This window comes from Pseudomonas sp. 2995-3, from assembly GCF_002742565.1.
GTDB lineage: Bacteria > Pseudomonadota > Gammaproteobacteria > Pseudomonadales > Pseudomonadaceae > Aquipseudomonas > Aquipseudomonas edaphica.
On record NZ_LJSB01000224.1, the window covers coordinates 92,359 to 113,999 of the forward strand.

The 21,641-nt window shown below is 61.6% G+C and carries 17 protein-coding genes; 5 read left to right on the forward strand and 12 right to left on the reverse strand.

Annotation, left to right across the window (positions count from 1 at the left end; genetic code table 11):
- Nucleotides 1–221: 221 nt before the first annotated feature.
- The 9 genes from AOA62_RS23725 to AOA62_RS23765 form a co-directional block, all read right to left on the reverse strand.
- Nucleotides 222–2,732, reverse strand: a complete 2,511-nt coding sequence (locus AOA62_RS23725) for a fimbria/pilus outer membrane usher protein (protein WP_099549952.1) — start codon at nt 2,730–2,732, stop codon at nt 222–224.
- A gap of 85 nt (nt 2,733–2,817) precedes the next feature.
- Nucleotides 2,818–3,558, reverse strand: a complete 741-nt coding sequence (locus tag AOA62_RS23730; protein ID WP_099549953.1) for a molecular chaperone — start codon at nt 3,556–3,558, stop codon at nt 2,818–2,820.
- Nucleotides 3,559–3,633: 75 nt separating this feature from the next.
- Complete coding sequence (locus tag AOA62_RS23735; protein WP_017139590.1) at nt 3,634–4,236, reverse strand: fimbrial protein; 603 nt, start codon at nt 4,234–4,236, stop codon at nt 3,634–3,636.
- Nucleotides 4,237–4,430: 194 nt separating this feature from the next.
- Nucleotides 4,431–5,078, reverse strand: coding sequence for a response regulator (locus AOA62_RS23740; protein ID WP_099549954.1), 648 nt, complete (start codon nt 5,076–5,078; stop codon nt 4,431–4,433).
- A gap of 23 nt (nt 5,079–5,101) precedes the next feature.
- Entirely contained in the window at nt 5,102–8,275 is a 3,174-nt protein-coding gene (locus AOA62_RS23745) for a hybrid sensor histidine kinase/response regulator (RefSeq protein WP_099549955.1), read from the reverse strand.
- A gap of 82 nt (nt 8,276–8,357) precedes the next feature.
- Nucleotides 8,358–9,551 (reverse strand): EAL domain-containing protein, encoded by a 1,194-nt coding sequence (locus AOA62_RS23750; RefSeq protein WP_017139586.1) that lies wholly within the window; start codon nt 9,549–9,551, stop codon nt 8,358–8,360.
- Nucleotides 9,538–12,336 (reverse strand): ATP-binding protein, encoded by a 2,799-nt coding sequence (locus tag AOA62_RS23755; protein ID WP_099549992.1) that lies wholly within the window; start codon nt 12,334–12,336, stop codon nt 9,538–9,540. The genes AOA62_RS23750 and AOA62_RS23755 overlap by 14 nt, the downstream gene beginning before the upstream one ends.
- A 59-nt stretch (nt 12,337–12,395) precedes the next feature.
- Nucleotides 12,396–13,379 (reverse strand): fimbrial protein, encoded by a 984-nt coding sequence (locus AOA62_RS31840; RefSeq protein ID WP_026013883.1) that lies wholly within the window; start codon nt 13,377–13,379, stop codon nt 12,396–12,398.
- Nucleotides 13,380–13,402: 23 nt separating this feature from the next.
- Nucleotides 13,403–14,092, reverse strand: coding sequence for a molecular chaperone (locus tag AOA62_RS23765; RefSeq protein ID WP_099549956.1), 690 nt, complete (start codon nt 14,090–14,092; stop codon nt 13,403–13,405).
- A gap of 188 nt (nt 14,093–14,280) precedes the next feature.
- On the opposite strand from AOA62_RS23765, the gene AOA62_RS23770 reads away from it, so the two are divergent.
- Entirely contained in the window at nt 14,281–14,802 is a 522-nt protein-coding gene (locus tag AOA62_RS23770; RefSeq protein ID WP_099549957.1) for a chemotaxis protein CheY, read from the forward strand.
- Nucleotides 14,803–14,809: 7 nt separating this feature from the next.
- Here AOA62_RS23770 and AOA62_RS23775 read toward each other — a convergent pair whose 3' ends face one another.
- The gene (locus AOA62_RS23775; protein WP_099549958.1) at nt 14,810–16,015 is read right to left on the reverse strand and encodes a DUF1835 domain-containing protein; all 1,206 of its coding nucleotides are present in this window, start codon (nt 16,013–16,015) and stop codon (nt 14,810–14,812) included.
- Between the two features lie 173 nt (nt 16,016–16,188).
- Between AOA62_RS23775 and AOA62_RS23780 the strand changes: the two genes are divergently transcribed.
- On the forward strand, nt 16,189–16,872 hold the full coding sequence (locus tag AOA62_RS23780) for an ATP-binding cassette domain-containing protein (protein ID WP_099549959.1): 684 nt from the start codon (nt 16,189–16,191) through the stop codon (nt 16,870–16,872).
- Nucleotides 16,869–17,663 (forward strand): iron export ABC transporter permease subunit FetB, encoded by a 795-nt coding sequence (fetB, locus tag AOA62_RS23785; RefSeq protein WP_058421034.1) that lies wholly within the window; start codon nt 16,869–16,871, stop codon nt 17,661–17,663. Before AOA62_RS23780 ends, fetB begins: the two co-directional genes overlap by 4 nt.
- Nucleotides 17,664–17,866: 203 nt before the next feature.
- Here the strand turns inward: fetB and AOA62_RS23795 are convergent, their stop codons facing one another.
- Together AOA62_RS23795 and AOA62_RS23800 are read right to left on the reverse strand one after the other, a co-directional pair.
- Nucleotides 17,867–18,913 carry an L-idonate 5-dehydrogenase gene (locus AOA62_RS23795; RefSeq protein ID WP_099549961.1) on the reverse strand — a complete coding sequence of 349 codons (1,047 nt, stop codon included), beginning with the start codon at nt 18,911–18,913 and terminating at the stop codon, nt 17,867–17,869.
- Between the two features lie 13 nt (nt 18,914–18,926).
- Nucleotides 18,927–19,700 (reverse strand): glucose 1-dehydrogenase, encoded by a 774-nt coding sequence (locus AOA62_RS23800; protein ID WP_099549962.1) that lies wholly within the window; start codon nt 19,698–19,700, stop codon nt 18,927–18,929.
- 293 nt (nt 19,701–19,993) lie between these two features.
- Here AOA62_RS23800 and AOA62_RS23805 point away from each other — a divergent pair, with 293 nt between their 5' ends.
- Nucleotides 19,994–20,866, forward strand: a complete 873-nt coding sequence (locus AOA62_RS23805) for a LysR family transcriptional regulator (protein WP_099549963.1) — start codon at nt 19,994–19,996, stop codon at nt 20,864–20,866.
- Nucleotides 20,867–20,971: 105 nt separating this feature from the next.
- Nucleotides 20,972–21,604 carry a glutathione S-transferase family protein gene (locus AOA62_RS23810; protein WP_017139576.1) on the forward strand — a complete coding sequence of 211 codons (633 nt, stop codon included), beginning with the start codon at nt 20,972–20,974 and terminating at the stop codon, nt 21,602–21,604.
- Nucleotides 21,605–21,641 lie beyond the last annotated feature (37 nt).

Below are 21,641 nucleotides of genomic sequence, written 5' to 3' on the forward strand. Positions count from 1 at the left end.
GTGGGCAGCACCTTAGCCTAATCAGGCTATACATCAATCCCGAATGTGGGAGCTGGTTTGGTGATGTAAGGGCCAGAGCAACGTCAGCAGCAGAGCCATACTCGGTCAAAGGTGGGAGCTGGCTTGCCTGCGATGGCATCAACTCGGTTTACCTGATACACCGAGGTGTCTGCATCGCAGGCAAGCCAGCTCCCACAGAAAAGCAGACGAGCCACCACCCCTCAAGGCCCGCACACCAACGCCTGCCGCTCATAGTTCAACGCCTTGTTCTGCGGCGCCAACGCATAGCTTGCACTGCAACGCTGCTCGCCCCACTTGATGACCAGCGTCCCCTGATCCTGCTCCACCAGCGCCAGCGCATTCCCGTTCGGGTCTGCAATCGCCAGTTGCTTACCCGCCGAGTCTTCCAGCGAAGCCCCGAACGACAACGGCTTGTGCTGCGCATCAAACAGCTCGAACAACACCCGTCGCCCGGTGGTGCCGCTGTAACGCGCAACTACAATAGCGCCACGGCGCGGCACCAGTTGCTGGGTGGCGTTGGTGATTTCCACATCGCCGCCCAGGTCGCGGGTGTCCAGGCTGATCCAGTTCACCCGGTAAGGTTGCGCCGTGGGGATCACCGCATAGCCGTTGTAGCCGGTCTCGACGCCGCTGTAGCTGCCGATTTTAGCCCCCGAGATACCCGGCACTTCAGCCAGGGCGAAGGTTTCGCTGACGGTCTGCCCCAGGTTGACGCCACCTGCGTGCGCCACCACGGAGCCGGCGAGGTTGAGGTTCTGCGAGTTGTAGCCCTGACCCTGGCTGTAACCCAGGCTCACATCCGCCATAGAGGTGCGGCTGTTGATATTCACCGAGCCGGAGTCGCCGCTGGTATCGCTATGGCCCGCCTGCACCGAATAGAAGGTGTCACTGGTATCGGCGACGTAACCGTTGATACCCGCTTGCGTGGTGGTGTCGCCGCGCTGATGGCTGGTAGTGACAAAGGCTCGCGGCGCACGAGCCTGGCTGCCCAGTGGGAATGAGACGGACAGGTTCACTTGGGTGTCGCTGCTGGGCTCGCCATAGGTGACGATTTGCTGGGTGCGCGTCACGCCAAGGTTGTAGCTCAGGTCGCCCCAATTGCCGGTGTAGCCGGCAGACAAACTGCGCGAGCCGCCACGGTTCCAGTAGCGCTGGTCACTGGCGTTGACGTACAGGCTGCCAAACTCGCTGTTACGCCCCAGGCTCTGGTTGATGGTCAGGTCGGTACGGGTTTTTGAATGGCCGGTGCGCACGCGCACGTCTTCACTGTTGTCTTCCACGTGGTCGGTGAGGGTGCGGTAGCCCTCGGTGGAGTAACGGTAGGCGGCCAGGGTGAAGTTGGTGTCGGTGCCGGCAAAGGTCTTCGCGTACAACGCCCGCACGCTGCTGCCCTGGTGGGTTTGCCCGCGCGCTTTGCTGGACGAGTGCGTGGTATCCAGGGAGAAGGCGCCGAACGCAGTGTTCCTGCCAGCGCCGATCGACAGCGCGCTGTAGTCCTCGCTGGCTTGCAGGCCGACGATGCCGCTGAGGTTGCTGGTCAAGCCATATGCCAGCGTGCCGCTCAGAAAACGCGGGCTGCCCAGTCCGTCGGCATTGCTCTTGAACGTGCCCGCCGAGAGGCTGTACTTGACCTGACCTTCACGCACCATGATCGGCAAACTGGAAAACGCCTGCATCGTCACCCGCCGGCTGCCGTCGGCTTCGATCACGGTGATTTGCAAGTCGCCGTTGGAGCCGCTGGGGTAGATGTCGTTGATCTCGAACGGGCCGGGCGCGACGTTGGCGGTGTAGAGGATGTAGTCGTTCTGGCGGATCTCTACGGTCGCGTTGGTCTGCGCCACGCCACGAATCACCGGCGCGTAGCCGCGCTCGCTGTCGGCACGCATGCCGTCGTCGGAGGCCAGTTTGAGGCCGCGATAGCGCACACTGTCGAACAGGTCGGTGTCGGAGAAAATCTCACCGGCGCTGAACTGGCCCTTGATCGCGGTCACGTCGTGCTGCACGTAGGTGCGGTTGCTGGTGAAGGTGTTCGAGCGGTCGGTGCCGCTGCTCATGTTCGATTCGTTGCGCAGGCGCCAGGCGCCCAGGTTGATGCCGTTGCGCAGCCCGAGGTTATTGGCGATGCGGGTTTTATAGTCGCCGGCGGTGCGGCTGCTGTTGAGCTGGTAGTTGATGAACGCGGCCGGCACGCCGTCGTCCCACAACTCTGGGTCGACATACCCGCGCAAGCCCCGCTGCATGGCCACTTGCGGAATACTTGCCAACAGGCGCAGGCGGCTGCTGTCGTAACGCACGCTGGCGTCTTCGATCATGTCCGCGAGGGCATAACACTCTTGCGGTTGTTGCGGGTCGAGTTTGCCTTCGGCCTGCAATCGGCCCATGTCGACGCCCAATTGCTTGAGCAGGTCGAGGGTCAGGCAGGCTTCGACCCGGCCGTTGTTCGGGTTGCGTTTGAAGTCGATATCACGCCGGCCCACGAGCACTTCGTTGCTGTACAGGTCGACCCGGTAATTGCCCGGCAGCACGCTGTTGGCTGAGAGTAGTTGCTGCAAATCGACTGGCGACTGCGAGCCCTGCAGGAACGTGGTGTTGAAGCTTTGCGCTGCGTCATCGGCCACCGCCCAGGTCGGCAGGCTGGCAGCCATCGCGAGCGACAGCGTCTTCAACTTCAGTACGCCACGTGCGGGCCTGTTGCTGGAAAGAAAAGACATGCGAAGACCTATGACATCCCTGATTGACGGACAGCCGGGCACGCAAACACGCACGCGAAGTGAGCCTGTGGGTTAGAGAAGCTACTTAGGGTTTGAGGCGCGATTCAGTCGCGTGCGCAGGTAGCGCAGCGCCGCTCGACAGGGGCGCGCTGTAGTGGTTCTGCGCGCCATAGTCATTGATGCTGGAAAACGACAGCTGCACCGGGCCGTTGGCGATGGCTGCTGCGATCGGGAACTGTTTTTGCTCGCCAGGCGCAATCATGGTGGAGTCGCTGGCCAGCACCGACTGTACTTTGATGTCGGCCATGGACACGTGATACAGCGTCGGGTTTTTCACCTGCAGCAGGGTCTGGCCGCCGTGTTTGGCCAGTGTCCATTCAAGTTGCGCAGGCGCTTGCAGCGCGCTGCCGGTAAGGCTGGCAGGGCGGTAAAAAATCTTGATGCGCTGGCGGATGGCCAACTGCAAGGTGTTCTCGGCGGCGCTGGCCTTGGGGATTTCCTGCACGTTGAGCCACACCACCGACTCGCGGTCCGTGGGCATGCCTTTGCCTTCGTACAGAATGCGCAGCAATTGTTGTTCCTTGGCGAATACCCGCGCCAATGGCGGGGTGACGGCAAACGGTGCGCGACTGGCGCTGGCATCGTTCATGTCGACCCAGGATTGAATCAACACATCCTGGTTGCCGTTGCGCACGGTGATATTGGCTTCCTTGTGGTCGCCATCAAACACGATGCGGGTGGCATTCAATGAAATGCTGGCGGCGGCCTGGGCAGCCATAAGCAAGCCCAGTAGCCCCAAGCATGCGGCGATAGAACGAGGCGGCATGAGGGTTATCCGGTGTAATCAAAAGACAATGGCGAGGCCGCAGGGCCTCGCGCGTTCGGTGCCTGGGGCGCCGAGTTATTCGTATTGCAGGATGAACGGCAGGGTGGCATCACCGCGACCGGCGGTGGACGAACCGGCGGCTGCGGTGGTGACGTAGGCGGCCGCGAAGCTCAGGGTGGCGTCGCCGCCAGTAGTGCCGGCGCCGTGCATGGTGCTTTCGATGCGCGCGGTGCTGGAAGAGCTGAGGTCGATCAGGCTGCCTTTGCTGTCGAGCAGGGCGATACCGACGTTTTGTGCAGTGGCCGAACCCGGGTTCAGGGCCAGGACTTTTTTGCCGGTGACCAGGCCCGAACCGCCGTTGTTGGCGTCAAAGATCATCGCGACTTTGGTGCCCTGGTTGCAGTTGACGTTCAGGTTGAAGTCTTTGGCGGTGACACGGCCTGCGGTTGGGTTTTCGGCGGTGCCCATGTCCTTGATCGACACGTTGCCCATGTCCACCGAAATGGTGCGGTCGGAGTTGGCGCCGTCGACCGAGCAGGCATCGTTGTTGATCACGCCGGTGAAGGTGATTTTACCGCTGCCGCCCAGGGTCGGCGTCGGTGCCGGGTCGACGGCAAATGCGCTGCCGGAAGCGGCGATAATGGCCGAGGCGATAACAGCCAGGGAAAACTTCTTCATGATGATGTCCGTTAGTGTTAGTTGGAAAATGCTGTTGTTGAACTGCGAGAGGAGAATAAGCGGCGAGGGCAAGCGAGCGAATAAGACGATTCTTATAAGTCAGGAAACGGACGGTTTAGAGCGGTGCAAGGGCGTGTGAATACTCAGAAAATAAAGGGCGAAGCCATTGTTTTAAATGGCTTGCTAGTTGTGGGTTAGTTGAAAATGTTACGTGCCAGGCAATAAGCGAGCAGGTCCTGGTCACTGCTCACTTCAAGTTTGCGCATGGCCGAGATCTTTTGCGCGCTGATGGTCTTTGAACTGCGGTTCTGGCTGCGCGCAATATCACTGACGCTCATGCCGGAAATAAATAAGCGCAAGATCTCGAACTCTTTGGGCGACAAACTGGTAAAGCGCTCGTCAATAGCCGTAAGCGTCTCGATCACCGAGGTTTTTGGCGGTTCTAGGCTGCGATAGGCGCTCTGCTGGGCGATCGCCTTGAGCGCCAATTGAATCTCGGTGTGCAACTGGCTTTTCTGGATGATGCCGACCACACCCAGCTCTTGCAGGCGGGTGAGGATCAGGTGGTTGGAAATCATCGTCAGGATCAGGATCTGCACCTGCGGAAAATGCCGCTTGAGGTACTCCACCAATTTGAGGCCGTCGCCGTAGGGCGAGTCGCCCGGCATGTTGTAGTCGGTGATCACAATGTCGGCGCCCTGGTGCTGCAACAGCGCGATCAGGCCGGCCGAGCACACGGCCTCGCCGACCACCTGGAAGCGTGTGTCGCGCTCTACCAACTCGCGAACACCCAGCAATACGATCGGGTGATCGTCCGCGATTACCACGTTGAATTTTTTCATAAAGGGCCGTCCGTAGTGCCAGTTCAAGTGAGTGAAGAGTGCCCGGGCTGGAGAGTTTCCAGAACGGCCGACAGACGCTGCATCACCGCCTTCACCTTGAGTTCAAGTGCCGTGTCGAGGCTGCCGCGGTTAAGTGCGCTTTCCAGTTCGATGCACGCTTGGGCCAGGTTCAGCGCCTGGACTGCGCCCAGGGCGCCGGCGACCGAATGCAGCAATTGGCCCAGGCCGTGGGCATCACGTTGCGTCAGGGCGGTATCGATACGCTGCAAGTCCTGCTGCACGCTGCTGATGAACAACGGGCGCATCTTGTCCGACAGCTGCACGCTGTCGTCGCAGGACGCAGTGGCAGGCTCCGGCGCCGGCTTGACCTTGCACAGCTTGATCAACTGCCCGCGCAGGGTTTGCAGGCTTAACGGCTTGACGATCCAGGCGTTCATGCCCACCGCCAGGCAGCGCACGCCTTCCTCGCGCATGGCGTTGGCGGTCACGCCGATAATCGGCAGGTGCGGGTCATGCTCACGCAAGGTCCTGGCCAGTTCATAGCCATTCATCAACGGCATATTCACGTCGGTCAGCACCAGGTCAAATGCCTGGGGTTGCCACTGTTGCAGCGCCTGCTCGCCATTGGCGGCCAGGCTCACCGAACAGCCGAGCGCTTCGAGCTGTTCCTTGATGATCGCCTGGTTGACCGGGTTGTCCTCGGCCACCAGGATGCGCAAGCCCAACTGCCCGATGCTTTGTGGCCGGGCCGCTGCGGGTTGCTCATGCTTGCCGTGCTGCGCCAGGGACACGGTGCTGGCGATGCTGCGCACATCGTGCAGGTCGACCACCCAACCTTGAGCCGTGTGCAGCGGCGGGCTGTGTGCGCCCGGCAGGCACAGCACGCGTTGGCCGCCCCATGGCTTGGCGGGCTCGCTGGGCAGCAGGTCCACCAGCACCGCGTGGCGGCTGTCTTTTTCCTGGGTGGTCGCCGCCAAGGCCGCTGCGATGCCTAGCCGATTGAGCCAGTCACTCATCGACTGCGCCAGTTCGCGCACCGGCGCCTGCACGTACACCGGCGTCGGGCTGGGTTCGATCAGCGGCAGGTTGGTCAGCGTGCCGCAGCACAGCGGCAGGCGCATTTTCAGGGTAAAGCTGCTGCCCAGCCCCGGCTCGCTGACCACCCGTATCTCACCGTCCATCATCTGCGCCAGCCAGCGGCAAATGGGCAGTCCCAGCCCGGCGCCGCCTTCGCTGGCGGTGTCCGGCGCCTGGTAAAACAGGTCGAACAGCTTGGCCTGCTGCGCTTCGGGAATGCCGACGCCGGAGTCGGTGACTTGCCATTCCAGGTCGACATGCTCGGCGTCCAGCGCCATCACCCGGGCACGAATCACCACGCGCCCGATGTCGGTGAACTTGATCGCATTGCTCACCAGGTTATTGAGGATCTGGCGAATGCGCATCGGGTCGCCCATCAGGCAGTCCGGTAAGCGCGGATCGATGCAGCTGTAGAGCTGCAAACCCTTGCGCTGGGCGAAAGCGGCGTAGGTATGCAAGGTGTCTTCGAGCATGTCCAGCGGGCAGAAGTCCACGGCTTCTATTGCCATTTGCCCGGACTCGATCTTCGACACATCCAGCACATCGCTGATCAGCTGGAACAGCGTGGCGGACGAACGTTGAATGGTGTGCAGGTAAGTCTTCTGATGCGGATCCAGATCGGTCAGGCCGAGCAATTCCAGGGTGCCAAGCACGCCATACAACGGGGTGCGGATCTCATGGCTCATGGTCGCCAGGAACAACGTCTTGGCCTCGTTGGCGGTATCGGCGGCGTGACGTGCCTCTTCCAGCGCCTGGGCGTCTTCGATGTGCCGGGTGATGTCGTTGAAGGCATACAGGCGCACGTCCTCGGCCTGATAACGGGTCGACACGAAGCCGATTTGCAGGTGCCGGCCTTCGATCTCCAAGTGGCTTTCGCCGTTCTCGACGCCGTCGTGTTGACCGGCCATGGCCGCCACCAGACGTGCGGTGCCCGGCCACTGCTGGGCGCGCTGGTTTTCGATCAGCACCTTGCCGTCGCTGCGCCGCACCACGCACAAACCGGTGGGCGCGGTGTCGATGATCACGCGGCTGAACGCCACGCTTTCGGCGATGCGTTCGTGGGCCAGGCGCGCCGGACTGATCACCTGGCGCCGGTACCAGCGGCTGCCGGCCCAGCCCAGGGTTATCAGGCTGACCAGCAGCAGCGCCAGGGTGCTCAATGGCCATAAGGCCGAGTGGAAGAAGTGCGAGTAGTTCAGGCCATAGACTGCGCTCCAGGGCCGGTCGCCAGCCTGGGTAATCTTGAATTCAAAGCCATGTGCCGTGAAGTGCACGCCATTGCTGAGCGACGGCTCGGTGGCTGGCCCTACCAAACGGGTGCCGTCGGGCGCAAACAAGGTGAAGCGATCAAACGCGGAGTGATCCAGCGCGCGCTGCACATCGTCGACCTGCGACAGGTCGAGCAGGGTGCCGATCACCGTCTGGCCCTGGCCGTCGAGTGACAGGCCAATGTAGGCCAGCAAGTGCTCGGGCTCCGGCCCTGCTTTCCAGTACACCCAATCCTGCTCCAGTACCTGTGGCGTCTGCGCAAGGCTTTGCTGCACAGCATTGACCAGCGCCACCTGGTTGCCGGTCTCTTCAGTGCTTTCGCGACGCTGATAGCCCACGGAGGGAATGGTGATGGTGTAGTGGGTCTGGCGATTGAACAGAAAAGTTTGCGGTGCCTCGTACGGTGACGAAGACCAGAAGGCGCTGTAGTAGCTGGTCAGGTGCGCGCCCAGGGCAAAAATCGGTGGCCGGGCAGCTACGCCGACCTGCTGCTCATCGAACTTGACGTCGAACGGTACCGAAAACGAGTACTTCTGGCCTTCATATAACGTGCGGCGGTTCTCGACCATTCGGCTCTTGAGGCTGACCTGCACGCTGGTCGCCCGCAGCAATTCGGCCTGGATGCCTGGGTGCGTCAAGCTCTTGAGATAGGTTTGCTGCTCGCTGAGGTTTTCCATTAGCCGCGCAAAATGAAAGCGCGTTGCGCCATAACGGGTTTCGATCCCGCGTTGCAATGACCAGTAGTTGGTGAGGAGCAGCAGCAACGCGATTCCAATCAGCACCATCAGGCCTTTGTTCAAGCGTACGGAGCTGCGGGTAAAGGCTTCGAGTATCGCGTTGTTGTGCTTCATCAGGGGTTTCCGCAGGCGCAGGACAAATCGGCACTGGATGGAGCTTGCGCTTTATAAAGGGCAAATAATCCGGGGCCTCCAGCTAGTGAGATGTCGCGGGGCCATCATTGTTCAGTAGTTGCTGAAATTGGTCCGAAGACACCGCGTGGGAGATCAGGAAACCCTGCACCTGATTGCAGTCGATTTTGCGCAGCAGCGCCAATTGCGCAGGCGTTTCCACACCTTCGGCGACCACTGTCAGGCCGAGCTTGCGGCCCAGCGCGATGATGCTCGCCAGCGCTTGGGCGATGCCTTCGTTGTCATGGCTGCCCTGCACCAATGCCTGGTCGATCTTCAGTTCGGTAAACGGTGTTGAGACGAGGTTGAGGTATGAGCTGTAGCCCTTGCCAAAATCATCCTGGGACAAGCCGAAGCCTTTGATGCGCAAGCGGCAGGCCCCGGCGTAGAAGTTGCTGATGTCCTGTGGCACCGAGCATTCCATCAACTCGAAGCAGATCATTCCGGGAATGCCGTCGTGGTGCAGCACAAACTCCAGCAGGCGGTCCGCCAGGTCATGGCTGTTGAGCAGGTGGGTGGGCAGGTTGATCGCCACCGGGATTTCATAGCCGCGTTGGCGCCACTGCTCCTGGGCGTGAATCGCCTGTTTGAGTACCAGCCACAACAGCCGTTCTTCCAGCTCGAAGGCCTTGATCGCCGGCAGGAACGCGGCCGGCAGCATCACGCCTTGCTCGGGGTGCATCCAGCGCACCAGGGCTTCGGCGGCGACGATGCGCCCGTTGGCGAGGGATTTTTTTGGTTGGAACCAGGCCTGCAACTGGCCGCTGCTCATGGCCTGCACCAGCGTATGGCGGTCGATGTCCATGTGCTCGGGCAGTTCGGGGGAGGGCTTGCGCACCGTGTTCCTGAGCTGATCGACCAGATTGCGTAAGGCCTCGGCGTTAACGGGCTTGGAGATCAGCCCGATCACTTCCACATCGAGGTTTTTCGCCACCAGGCTGGCTGCCATCAGCATGCGCCGCGAGGCGGCGCTCATGATCGCCAGGGCCGGCTTGCTGCGCAAGTTGGCCAGGCACTGGATAAATTGCACGCCGTCCATGCCGGGCATCAGCAGGTCGGTCAGTACCAGGTCGAAATCGCGCTGGCGTAAACGCTCCAGCGCTTCTTTGCCGTCCTCGGCGGTTTCCAGCCTGAAATCCCCCAACTCACTGAGCAAGTGCTGCAGGTAGATGTGCTGCAGGGGATGGTCCTCAACAATCAAAATACTAAGGGGCTTCATGGGTGATCCGTGCATAAGGCGCCAGGGAGTTGAATAGAGCCCGCAACGCAAAGGGTTTGACCAGGCAATGGTTCATGCCGGCGGCCAGGCACAGGTCGGCCTCGCCGCGCATGGCGTTGGCGGTGGCCCCGATAATCGGCAACGGGCAGCCTTGGCGGCGCAGTTCGCGTGCCAGTTCATAGCCGTTGATGTGGGGCATGTTCACGTCCGTCAACACCACGTCGAAGCTACCGGCGGTGTACAGCTGCAACGCTTCCTGACCATCGGCCGCGAGCTCCACGGTGCAGCCGAGTTCTTCGAGTTGGTCACGCAAAATCAGCTGGTTGATGATGTTGTCCTCGGCTACCAGCAAGTGCAGGTTGAGTTTGTTCAGGTCGCGCTGGCGTGTTTGCTCATCGGCACGGGCCACCCACAGCCCTTGCGCCTGGCTCACGGCCTGATGAATCGCACCCAGGTGGTTGAGGTTGACGTGCCAGGCGCCGGCCTCGGCTTCCACGGCGGTGCAGGCATTACTGCTCACGTGAATCACCGGCCCCGGCCATTCGGGCGCCAGCAATGGGTCGACGCTGCCGGGGTGCACTTGCAGCAGCAGATGCGTGTCCGGCAACGTCGGCAGGCCGGCCTGGGCCCTGGCACCCCAGCGGCGCAGCCAGCCGCTGACGGAGTTGGCCAGTTCCGGGATCGGCGACGCTACATAGATGGTCTCGGCCAACAGCGCGGTCATCGGCGTGGTCGGCGCTTCTTCCAGCGGCAGGATCAGGCTGAAACTGCTGCCCAGGCCCAACTCGCTGACCATGCGGATGTTGCCGTTCATCAATTCGGTCAGGCGCTGACAGATCGGCAGGCCCAGGCCGGTGCCGGCGACCACATTGGTGTTGCCTTCACTCTGGTAAAACGGTTCGAAAATCATCGCCTGGTCTTCCTGGGCGATGCCTTTGCCGGTGTCCGAGACCTGCCACAACAGGCTGGAGCGTTCACCGTCACGGCCCAGTACCTTTACCCGCAATACCACGCGGCCGTAGTCGGTGAACTTCACCGCATTATTGAGCAGGTTATTCAGAATCTGGCGAATGCGCGTCACGTCGCCGATCAACCTTTCGGGCAGCTTCGGGTCGAAGCAGGCATACAACTGCAAGCCCTTACCTTGGGCGGCTGCGGCATAGCCCTGAATGATTTCGTGGACCAGATCCAGCGGTGAAAACTCGCTCATTTCCAGCGCCAGCTGCCCGGCTTCGATCTTTGACACATCGAGCACATCGCAGATCAACTGCAACAAGGTCGACGACGAGCCTTCGATGGCGTGCAGGTAGTCCCTTTGCTGGGCATCCAGTTGCGTGCGCGCCAGCAATTCGAGGGTGCCGAGCACGCCATACAGCGGCGTGCGGATTTCATGGCTCATGGTTGCCAGGAACAGGGTCTTGGCGGCGTTGGCAGCGTCCGCCGACTGGCGTGCTTCTTCCAGCGCTGCTTCGACTTGCTTGCGCGCACTGATATCGCTGAACGCGCAAAACAGCACGTCTTCGCCTTTATAGCGGGTGGGGGCACTGCTCAGGTACAGGTGGCGGCCGTCGATGGTTTCAAAGTAATCACTGCGTTCGCACGGGCCTTGGGCGAAGGCTTGCTCGATCCAGCCGGCCCGCAGTGCCTCGCGCTCCGGGCCGTTGCCCAACCATTGCTGGGCCAGGGTGTTTTCCAGCACCACCTGGCCGTCGGTGCGGCGCAGCACGCAAAGGGCCACGGGCGCGATCTGAATCACATCGCGGCCAAAGGCTTCGCTTTCGATCAACGCCTGGATGCGATGGATCGACGGAATAATGAAACGCTGGTCGACGCGGCGCATCACCAGCCAGATCAGCGTGAGGCTCATCAGGCAGAACAGCAGCGAGCCGAGCAGCTGTTTCCACAGGCCGGTGACCACCGCGCGCAGGTCGATGGAATACATCAGTTGCCATTCCGAAGACTTCAAGTGCTTGCGAATCACCAGGTGGTCGGGCAGCAAACCGTTGCCGACAAAGCCGAAAAAGCTTTCTTCGCCGGGCCGCAAATGTTGTTGCTTGAGCTGGGTGTCGGTGCTGTTGGTAAACACCAACATGCCCTGGGAGTTGAGCATCATGAACTCACCGGCACTTTGGTCGCTGAGGGTTGAAGACACTTCACGACTTTCCATCTCAAGGCCCAGCCAGCCGGACTCAGGGTCGCGCTCGTCGAGGCGGATGAAAATGTAGAGGTGCGAATGGCCTTCGGTGTTGTCGCTCAGCCACAACTCGTTAAGTGTGGCCGGGTCGCTGTGCTGCAGGGCCTTGAGGCGGTTGAGCATGCACTTGGAAATCGGCAGTACCTGCGCGGTGGCGTCGTACAGCCGCGTCACCTGTGGGCTGGGGCCGGCGTTCACATACAGCAGGTTGAGCTGCTTGGCCTTGAGGTAGTCGCGCATGCGTGCGGTCAGCCAGATGCTCCACTGGTTGCCGGGTGTGTTGCCCAGTTCCAGGTGTTGTTCTTCCTCGGAGGAGGGGTAGAGCCTGGACTGTTTGCGCACCGCCGACAGGCTCAGGCTTTGCAGCAGCGCCTCGCGGTTGGTGAAAAAAGTATGGGCTTCGGCGATGGCGCTGCTCATGTAGCCGCGGCGCTGGGAGATGTCGTTGTTGAAGGTCGACAGCAGAAAGGTATAGACCCCGCTCAGGATGCCCACGAGCAGCACGCTCGCAAAAATACGAAGCAGCCTTCTGGCTGCTTCGGGTCGGGAGAGGACGGGGTTGATCTGGAGCAGGTAACTTTTCAATCGCATCGGCGCAGAGTAGTGGCATATCAATGCCAACGGCATAAGACGATCCTTAAAGTCGTCGGCTACTTGTAAAACATGTCCACCACCACTGCGGCTTCGAAAGCCCCCGGAATCGGCAGGGTGCGCCAGCTCAGGTCGGCGCGAAAATCATTGCGTGCCTGGCCGGAGCCCATCAGTGTCTGCAACGTAAACCAGTCATTGAAGGGCAGGCGCTGATCGCTGTCGGCGCGAGACAATGAGATGCCCACCGAGCTGTTGTTGGCCGGCACCAGCAAGCCGTTGATGACACTGCCGCCACCCGGGGTGGTGGCGAAGCGTGCATTGACGGTGTAGGGCGTGTCACAGACTTTGCGCAGGCTGAGGTTGAAGTTCGCGGTGCTGGCCACGGCGCCGACCTGCGCCTTGCGTGATGGGGTGGGGAAGTTGACGACACTGGGGGTAATGGTCAGTTCGGGCGCGCAGGGCACGAAGCGGATGTCGTTCATGCCGGTGACGATGTAGTTGAGGTTGCTGTTGGGGTTGGTGTTGAGCCCGCGTACGCCGTCGAGTTGGAACACGCGATATTGAGCCAGGGTGCTGGCTTGACCGCTGGGCGGTGTCTTGCCGTATTTTTCGATGAATACACTGAAGTTCAGGGTAAAGCGCGCTTTGTCCCAGCCTGTGCAATTGGACCAGTTGCAACCGCGGTCCGAGTAAAAACCGGTGCCGACCTTACCGGTGCTTTGGGTGATGGGCGCGTTGTTGTAGCGGATGCCTACGCGGATGCCTTGGCCGATGCTGACGTTGGCCGGGTTGACGTAGAAATACACTTCTTCGCGGCCGTGGTTGCGGTCGTCCTTGCACAACACATTCGTGGAGCGTGGGCCCGACTCCCAGATGATCGTACCGTCCGGTGCATCAGCCGCAACCGCCAATGAGGTGCCAAGCGGGTTGATATCGACATAGGCGCCGCTGCCATCTTCCACGCACGACAGTGCATAGCTTGTGGCAGGAAGGGCCGCGCAGCCGCACAGTAGAAGGGGCAGTAAACGTTTGGTGAGAGACATAAATGCAAGTTTCCCGCGATTGATCACTTGAGCACCGCGCTATGGCGGGCCTGCAAACCGATATCGTTGATGTCGGTGAAGTGAAGGGTGGATCCTGTAGGTAAAGCAGTCGCTGTACTCAGGCGCTTGCTCTCAAGGGGTTTGAGCAGCAGGTAGTCGCTGAGCTGCTGGGTGTCCGTCTGCACATTGATCAACGACAGGTGGAATGCGCTTGGGTTGTGGGCGATGACGCTGTGATCATCGCGGCTCCACACCAACTGCTGCAGCGCCTCGGCCGAGCCACCCTTGAGCGCCGGTGGCCGATAGAACAGCTTGAGCCGTTGGCGTATCGCAAACTGCACGCTGTTGGGGTCGGCGGATTTGAGCGGAATCTCCATGATATTGAGCCAGAACAGCGATTCGCGATCGGCGGGCAGACCTTCACCGGCATACAAGATGCGCAGCATGTGATGCTCGCCGGCGCCCAGTTGCACCAACGGCTCGGTGGCAGCAAACGGCACGGGGCTGTCGGCTGATTCGTCCTCGCTGGTGATCCAGGTTTGCACCACCACTTGCTGTGAGGCCGGGTTGACCACGCTGATGCCGGCGGCCTTGTCCTGGCCGTAATAAATCAGGCGTGTGCCTTCGATCTTCAGCGCCGCGCTGGCTGGCGGTGGCGCGAGCACCAGCAGCCCGCCGGCCAGCAGCATCATTCTGAGTAAAAATATGAACACAAAAATTCCATGGCAACGTGTGGGAACGCAGCCATGGTAGGGGCGGGTGAGTGCGAGGGCTTTGAGGCGATTCTTAAAAGCGTGCAGTGCCCGTTTCAGAATCGCCTTAAAGGCATGTTCGAGCCCCGACAGTTACCGTGTTCGACGTTGAATGATCGACGCTGATGCCCAACTGTCAGGTTTACCCTATGTCCAATAAAGCCTTACGCCTTCTGATTGCCGATGCAGACCTGCTGCAGCGGATCAAGCTGGAGAAAATGCTCAACCAGCTGGGCTACCACCGCATCGCCCCCTTGAGTTCGTTCGACGAATTGCAGGCGTTGACGCGCTCCGGTTGCGTGGCATTCGACCTGTTGATCATCAATACGGCGCTGGTGCGTTCGCGGCAGGTCAACCTGTTGAAGTACTGCCATGACAACCCATTGATTCGCCATACGCTGATCTACGACGGGCAATGCGCACAGAGCTCGGTGGTGTCGGTGTCGGTGAGCCAGACCTTGCACCTGTCGCTGTCGCAGTCGCCGGATTTCAACTCCCTGCGCCGCTGCATGGAGATTGTCGACCCCCTGCATAGTCTGCCGACGGTTGAGCGACCGATGTTGCGCGCTGTCGACAGCCGGGTCGCTGCACCCTCGACGGCTGCGCGTAGCGTTTACCTGGGCGACCCGGCAGTGATGGCGTGCGCCGTCGGTTTATCGCCCAAGCGCTGAGCCGGCCTCAGGTGCGCCACACCGGCAGGCTGTTGTGGGCCAGTGCCCAATGCGGTTGGCCAGGCTTGAGGCACACGCCGCCGACCCAGCGCTCATGCCCGGCGTGGTCCAACCAATAAGCCTCGCCGCCCAGCACTTGGTGCGCCAGTGGCGTCAATGCCAGTTCGCGGCGCGGCCAGTCGCGTTCGGTCGCGGTTTCGACCAGCAAGGGGTTCGGGCAGTCGATCAATGGCCGCAACAGCGCGTGGAACATCATGTCGCCCAGGAACGGCAGCGGCTCACGCTTGGCCATCAGTTCGGCGAACACCCGGCCGAACGGCACCGGCCCGGCCTCGGCGATGTAGCGCAGCGACAAGCGTTCAGTCAGTGACAGGCCATCCTCAATACCGGGCAACTCCTGCAACTGGCGCAACAACGCGTTGGCTAGAAAGGGCAGGGCCGGGTGGTTGCCGTGAGCCAGTTGCGCAAGCTTGACCGGCGAGCTGTCGCAGTAAGCCGCCCAGGCCTGTCGGGCCAGTTGCACCGCTGCGTCATCGATCAAGCGTCGTTGGGGCCACAACCACGCCAATACATCGGGCGCCAGCTGGCCGATGCCGATAAAGCGTTCGACACCCGGAATACGGTCGACTTCGATCAGCTCGAGCTTTTTCGGCGCGCGCTCAAGACCGGCCAGCGCGCGGACCAGAAACAGCTGATCATAGGCGTCCGCTTCGCACCACAGCACGCTGTGAGCGGCGCTGGCCAGGGCCTGCAGGTGGTCGTATTCATCATTGACGCGGTGGGTTACTTCAGCAGCGTCCAGGGCAAAGGCCTGGCTGATAAAGGCACTGCGCATCGCGCGGAAATCTTCACTGGGCAGGTCGCGCACCGGCCCCATGCATAACGGATCGGTGAGCATGCGGAACTGCCCCTTGAACCCGGCCAGTTGCAGGCTGTGGGCAATGTCACTGCCACAGCGCCAGTGGGTGGTGCGGGCTTCATCGCTGGCAGCAAAGTCCGGGTGGCGGGCGGCGAAGTCGATGGCGTCGACATGCGCCTTGAGCTTGGGCCAACTGCTGAAACCCAGCTGCCTGGCGACCTGCCATTGGGCCTGGGACAAGGTGGCGTGCGGGTCGAGGGTTTTCAGGCGTGGCAACAGTTCCTTGGCGCGCTTGCGCTGCTGCTCAAGGTTGAGGCGGCCGTCGGTATTCGAGGATAAGAGGCGTTGCGACATACGATCTCCTTGCACAAACCTTTTCCGCTTTCAGGTTGGGAGTCGTAGAAATGTGATATTCAGTCAGGATCCTGGGCGCAGCCCTTTCCGCGGAAGGTGGCGTGGAGTGCGCCAGGCACGAAATATAGGCAGTGGAGTAGTCGATTGCAAGCCGTTAAGCCGAGTACGAGTTGATGACCGACACCGTATTGATCGAAACCCGCGCCCTCACGCGCAGGGACGAGCGGCGCCAAGTGGCGTTGCTGCAACCCACGGATTTCAGCCTGAAACGCGCCGACCGTGTGTCCATCACCGGCTCCTCCGGCTCCGGTAAAAGCGTGTTCCTGCGCGCGCTGGCGTTGCTGGATGCGCCCACGTCGGGGCAGATCCTGTGGAACAACCAGCCGATCGCAAATGCGCAGATTCCCCACTATCGCAGCCACATCAGCTACCTGTCGCAACGCCCGGCGCTGCTGGAGGGCACGGTGGAGGACAACCTGCGTTTCCCGTTCAGCCTCAAGACCCTGCGCACGCGCAGCTTCGACCTGCAAGCGGTGACCAAACTGCTGGAACATGCCGGTAAAAGCCCGGACTTCCTGGGCAAAAACGCCGGCGACCTGTCCGGTGGTGAATCCCAGGTGGTGTCACTGATCCGCACCTTGCAACTGAACCCCGAAGTGCTGTTGCTGGATGAACCGACGGCCGCCCTCGACCCCACGTCCTCGCGCGATGTCGAGGCACTGATCAGCGCCTGGTATGCCGCCGACAATGCCCGCGCCTATATCTGGGTATCCCACGACCTCGACCAGGCCCGGCGCATGAGCGCCATTCACCTGCACATGAGCGCCGGTGTCCTGAGCGGAGTCGCCCAGCCATGAACTATCAAAACCTCACGGCATTGGACATGGGCATCGCCGCCTCGCTGATACTCATTAACGGCGCGCTGTCGCTGTTGCTGCGTCTGGGCCTGGGCCGCCAATTGCTGTGGGCGGCCGTGCGTACCGTGGTGCAATTGCTGGCCATCGGTTACCTGCTGGGTTGGGTGTTCGAGTTTGCCTACTGGTATGTGGTGCTGCCGCTGATGTGTGCGATGACCTTGATCGCCGGGTTATCCGCAGCGGGGCGTGGGCGCCGCACTTACCGTGGGCAACGGGTCGACAGCATTCTGTCGGTGTGGGGCAGTTCGTGGCTGGTCACGGCGGTGGGGTTGTTTGCGGTGATCCGTATCCATCCGTGGTACGAGCCGCAGTATGCGATTCCGATCCTCGGCATGATCCTCGGTAATACCCTCACCGGCGTGTCCTTGGGCATTGAGCGCATGACCCAGGAACTGACCTCGGGGCGCAATTCCATCGAGATGATCCTGGCACTTGGCGGTTCACGCTGGGAGGCCGCCCAGGAGGCGATCCGCCAGGCCGTGCGCGCCGGGATGATCCCGACGCTGAACCAGATGACCGTGGTCGGCATCGTCAGCCTGCCCGGCATGATGACTGGCCAGGTACTGGCCGGCGAAAGCCCGGTGGACGCGGTGCGTTACCAGATCGTGATCATGTTTCTGATCGCCGCCTCCTCGGCCTTGGGCACGGTAGGTGCGGTGCTGCTCACCTACCGTCGGTTGTTTTCCAACAGCCATCGGTTTTTGCGCGATCGGCTTGAAGAGCGCGCTTGAACCTCAGGTGCTGGTCTGGCCGTTCCGTCACCTGATGCCCGCTGCTCAACCCACATGGCGCTTTTCTGTGGGAGCTGGCTTGCCTGCGATACGGGCACCTCGGTACATCAGGTACACGGAGGTGATGCAATCGCAGGCAAGCCAGTTCCCACATTTGACCGGGCCCCGTCCTGCCAGAAGGCCGCCACAACGGTGAATCAAGCTCAGTCAGCCACACCAAAATCCAGCACCACTTTCATCGCCTGTGTCTTGTCCGCCGCCAGTTCAAACGCCTGCACCGCCTGTTCAAACGGCACCGTGTGGGAGATCACCGGCTTCACATCAATGATCCCGCGATTGAGCAAATCCACCGCCTGGGCAAACTCGCTGTGAAAGCGGAAGGTGCCGCGCAAGTCGATCTCGCGGCTCACCAGCAGGTTCAATGGCAACGACACATCGCCGCCGAGTCCGACTGTCACCAGCACACCCCGTGGCGCGATGCATTCCAGGCCATTGCGCAAGGCCTGGGCGCTTCCGGAGACTTCGAACATTACCTCGAAATAGCCTTTTTCGGCGGTGTAGCGCTTGAGCGCATCCGCGCCGTCGGCAATGTTGTGAGTGCGCGTGGCGCCCATTTTTTCGGCGCAGGCGAGGGCGCTGGCAGACAGGTCCACGGCGACGATTTCACCGGCACCGGCGGCGCGCAGGCTACCGATCAGCAGGTTGCCGATGGGGCCGCAACCGGTCACCAACACGCGTTTGCCGAACACCGCGCCGGCGCGTTGAATCGCGTGCAGGCCCACCGACAGCGGCTCGGCCAGCGCACCTTCGGCCAGGCTCACGTGGTCGGCCAGCCGATGTGCCTGATGCGTCTCGATCACCAGGCTCTGGCGAAACGCGCCCTGAATATGCGGAAACGGCATCGCACTGCCGTAGAAACGCATATTCAGGCAGTGATTCGGCAGGCCTTGATGGCAGTAGCGGCAACCGCCGCACGGGCGCGAGGGCGATACGCTGATGCGCTGGCCGACCTTGAACAGCCCGGCGTCCGCACCCACGGCATCAATCACCGCTGACACTTCGTGGCCGAGCACCATCGGCTCGCGCAGGCGCACGGTGCCGAAGCCGCCGTGCTGGTAGTAATGCAGGTCCGAACCGCAGATGCCGCCACGCGCAATGCGCACGCGCAGTTGATCGGGGGCGAGGGGTTGCGGTTCGTCCTGGGGGTCGACCCGCAGGTCTTTGGAGGCGTGACAAACGATAGCGTGCATACAGTTCTCCGGTTTACAGCGACGCGGTGATACCACCGTCGACGTACAGAATATGGCCGTTGACGAAGCTGGCAGCGTCACTGGCAAGGAACACGGCGGCACCGGCCAGTTCGGCCACGTCGCCCCAGCGGCGACTCGGTGTGCGTTGCACCAGCCAGTCGCTGAACTCGGGGTTGGCCACCAGGTTGGCGTTCAACTCCGTCTTGAAATAACCGGGGCCGATGCCATTGACCGTCAACCCATGCGGGCCCCAATCGATGGCCATGCCCTTGGTGAGCATCTTCAGCGCGCCTTTGCTGGCCGCATACGGCGCGATGCCGGGGCGGCCCAGCTCACTTTGCACCGAACAAATATTGATAATGCGCCCGCGCTTGCGCGGGATCATCGCCCGCGCCACGGCCTGGCCAACCAGAAAGGCGCTGTCCAGATTGGTGCTGATCAACTCGCGCCAGTGCTGCTCGCTGTAGTCCTCCAGCGGCCCACGCCGTTGCATGCCGGCGTTGTTCACCAGGATCTCCAGCGGGCCGAGGCGCGCTTCGATGTCCGCCACGGCGGCCTGGATCGCCGTGCTGTCGGTCACGTCAAACGCCTGGGTGTGCACCGTCAACCCTTCGGCCGCCAGCAGCGCCGCCGCATCGCGCAAGGTGCTGCGGTTGCGCCCGTTGAGCACCACCTGCGCCCCGGCCTGGGCCAGGCCGCGGGCAATCGCCAGGCCGATACCGGCACTGGAGCCGGTGACCAGCGCCAGCCGGCCATCGAGGCGGAAGTTGTCTAGAACGCTTTGCATGAGCTACCTCTCCTAACGCTTCACACTACCAACGACAGCAGCATGATGAACTCCAGGGTGACAAAGGGATGGACCTTGAGGTGGGTGATCAACAATATCTATCCGATAATCGTGATCAGCGCGACCAGCAGCAGATACGTGGGGTCCGTGTTCGGATTGTTATAGGCCACGCCCCGTCATATCGTGTATGAATTGGGCTTACTTCACCCCAGGCGCTGGGCAGCGTCCAATTTTCATTTGTGATCGGGTGATCACCATTTGTGATAACCGTTTCTGATAGCTGAGAGAATTTAATGGAGTTAAAGCACTTGCGCGCCTTTGTGGTGCTCGCTCAGGAGCTGCATTTCGGTCGGGCAGCGGCGCAGTTGTCGATCGTGCAGCCGGCGCTGAGCATGCAGATAAAGGTGCTGGAAAGCGGCTTGGGCGTGCGCCTGCTGGATCGTAACCGCCACTCGGTCACACTCACCGAAGCGGGGCGGGCGTTCTTGCCTGAGGCCCAGGCCACCTTGCACCAGGCCGCTCGGGCGGCAGAGGCGGCGCGGGCATCCAACCGCGGTGAAATCGGCCGGGTGCGCCTGGGGTTTGTGTCCTCGGTATTGCCGCAATTGCTGCCGCAACTGATCCGCGCGGTGCATCAGCGTTACCCGCGTATCGAACTGGAACTCAAGGACATGCCCGGCCCCGACCAAGCCGCCGCGTTAAAGAATGGCCAGCTGGATTTCGGCCTGATGCGCCTGCCGGCCGCCCACCCCGGCGTGCAGACCCGTGCGGTCTTGCGTGAGAGTTTCTGCGTGGCGCTGCCGATGGACCACCCTTTGGCCGCCCTGGAGTCCATCCAGCCTGCCGACCTGCTCACGTGGCCGGTGTATATCCTCGCCAGGCGTTACGCGCCGGGGTTCTACGATGAGCTTATCCAGGCCGTCGGCATACCCTTGGACATCGCCAGCGAACTGGGTGAGTTCACCACCATGCTCGCGCTGGTCTCCGCCGGGTTGGGCATCGGCGTGTTGCCGCAGCAGGCGGCGCGGGCGTTGCCAGTCAATTGCGTGTCGCGGCCTTTGCAATTGGGTGGGTTTCAGGCCACCACGGGGTTGGCCTGGACCGAGTTGGACAGTGCGGTGAAGACCACCTTGTTCAACCTGATCGTGGAATTGTTTGGCGAGTGATTGTTTCATCGAGTGAAATGCTCGATTGTAAAGTCTGGTGATTCCATCGATCAGGGCAGCGGTGGAGTATGTGTGGCGTCAACACCCCCACTTTTGGAGCCTCTCATGTCCCAGCCTGCGATCAAGCTTTATGGTTTCCCCTTGTCCGGCCACTCCCACCGGGTCGAGCTGATGTTGTCGTTGCTGGGCTTGCCCAGTGAATTTATCCTGGTCGACCTCAAGCAAGGCGCGCAAAAAGCGCCGGACTTTATCGCCCACCTCAACCGCTTTGGCCAGGTGCCGGTGATTGACGATAACGGCACGGTGTTGGCCGACTCCAACGCGATTCTGGTGTACCTCGCCAACCAATATGGCAACGGCCAGTGGCTGCCGAGCGACCCTGTCGGCCAGGCTCGCGTGCAGCGCTGGTTGTCGGCGGCTGCCGGCCAACTGCACGCCGGACCCGCTGCTGCGCGGTTGGCGGTGGTGTTTGGTGCCGAAGTCGATACAGTCGCGGCCATCAGCCGTTCCCATGCGCTGCTCAAGCTGGTGGACGAACAACTGAGCCAAAGCCGCTTTTTGGTTGGTGAGCAGCCGAGCATCGCCGATGTGGCGTTCTACACCTACGTGGCCCACGCGCCGGAAGGCAATGTGTCGTTGGCCGACTACCCTCAAGTGCGTGCCTGGCTTGCTCGCATCGAGGCGTTGCCGGGGTTTGTCGGCATGCCGCGCAGCGCCGTGGGTCTGCAAGCAAAGTAATGTGAACCCCCTGTGGCGAGGGAGCTTGCTCCCGCTG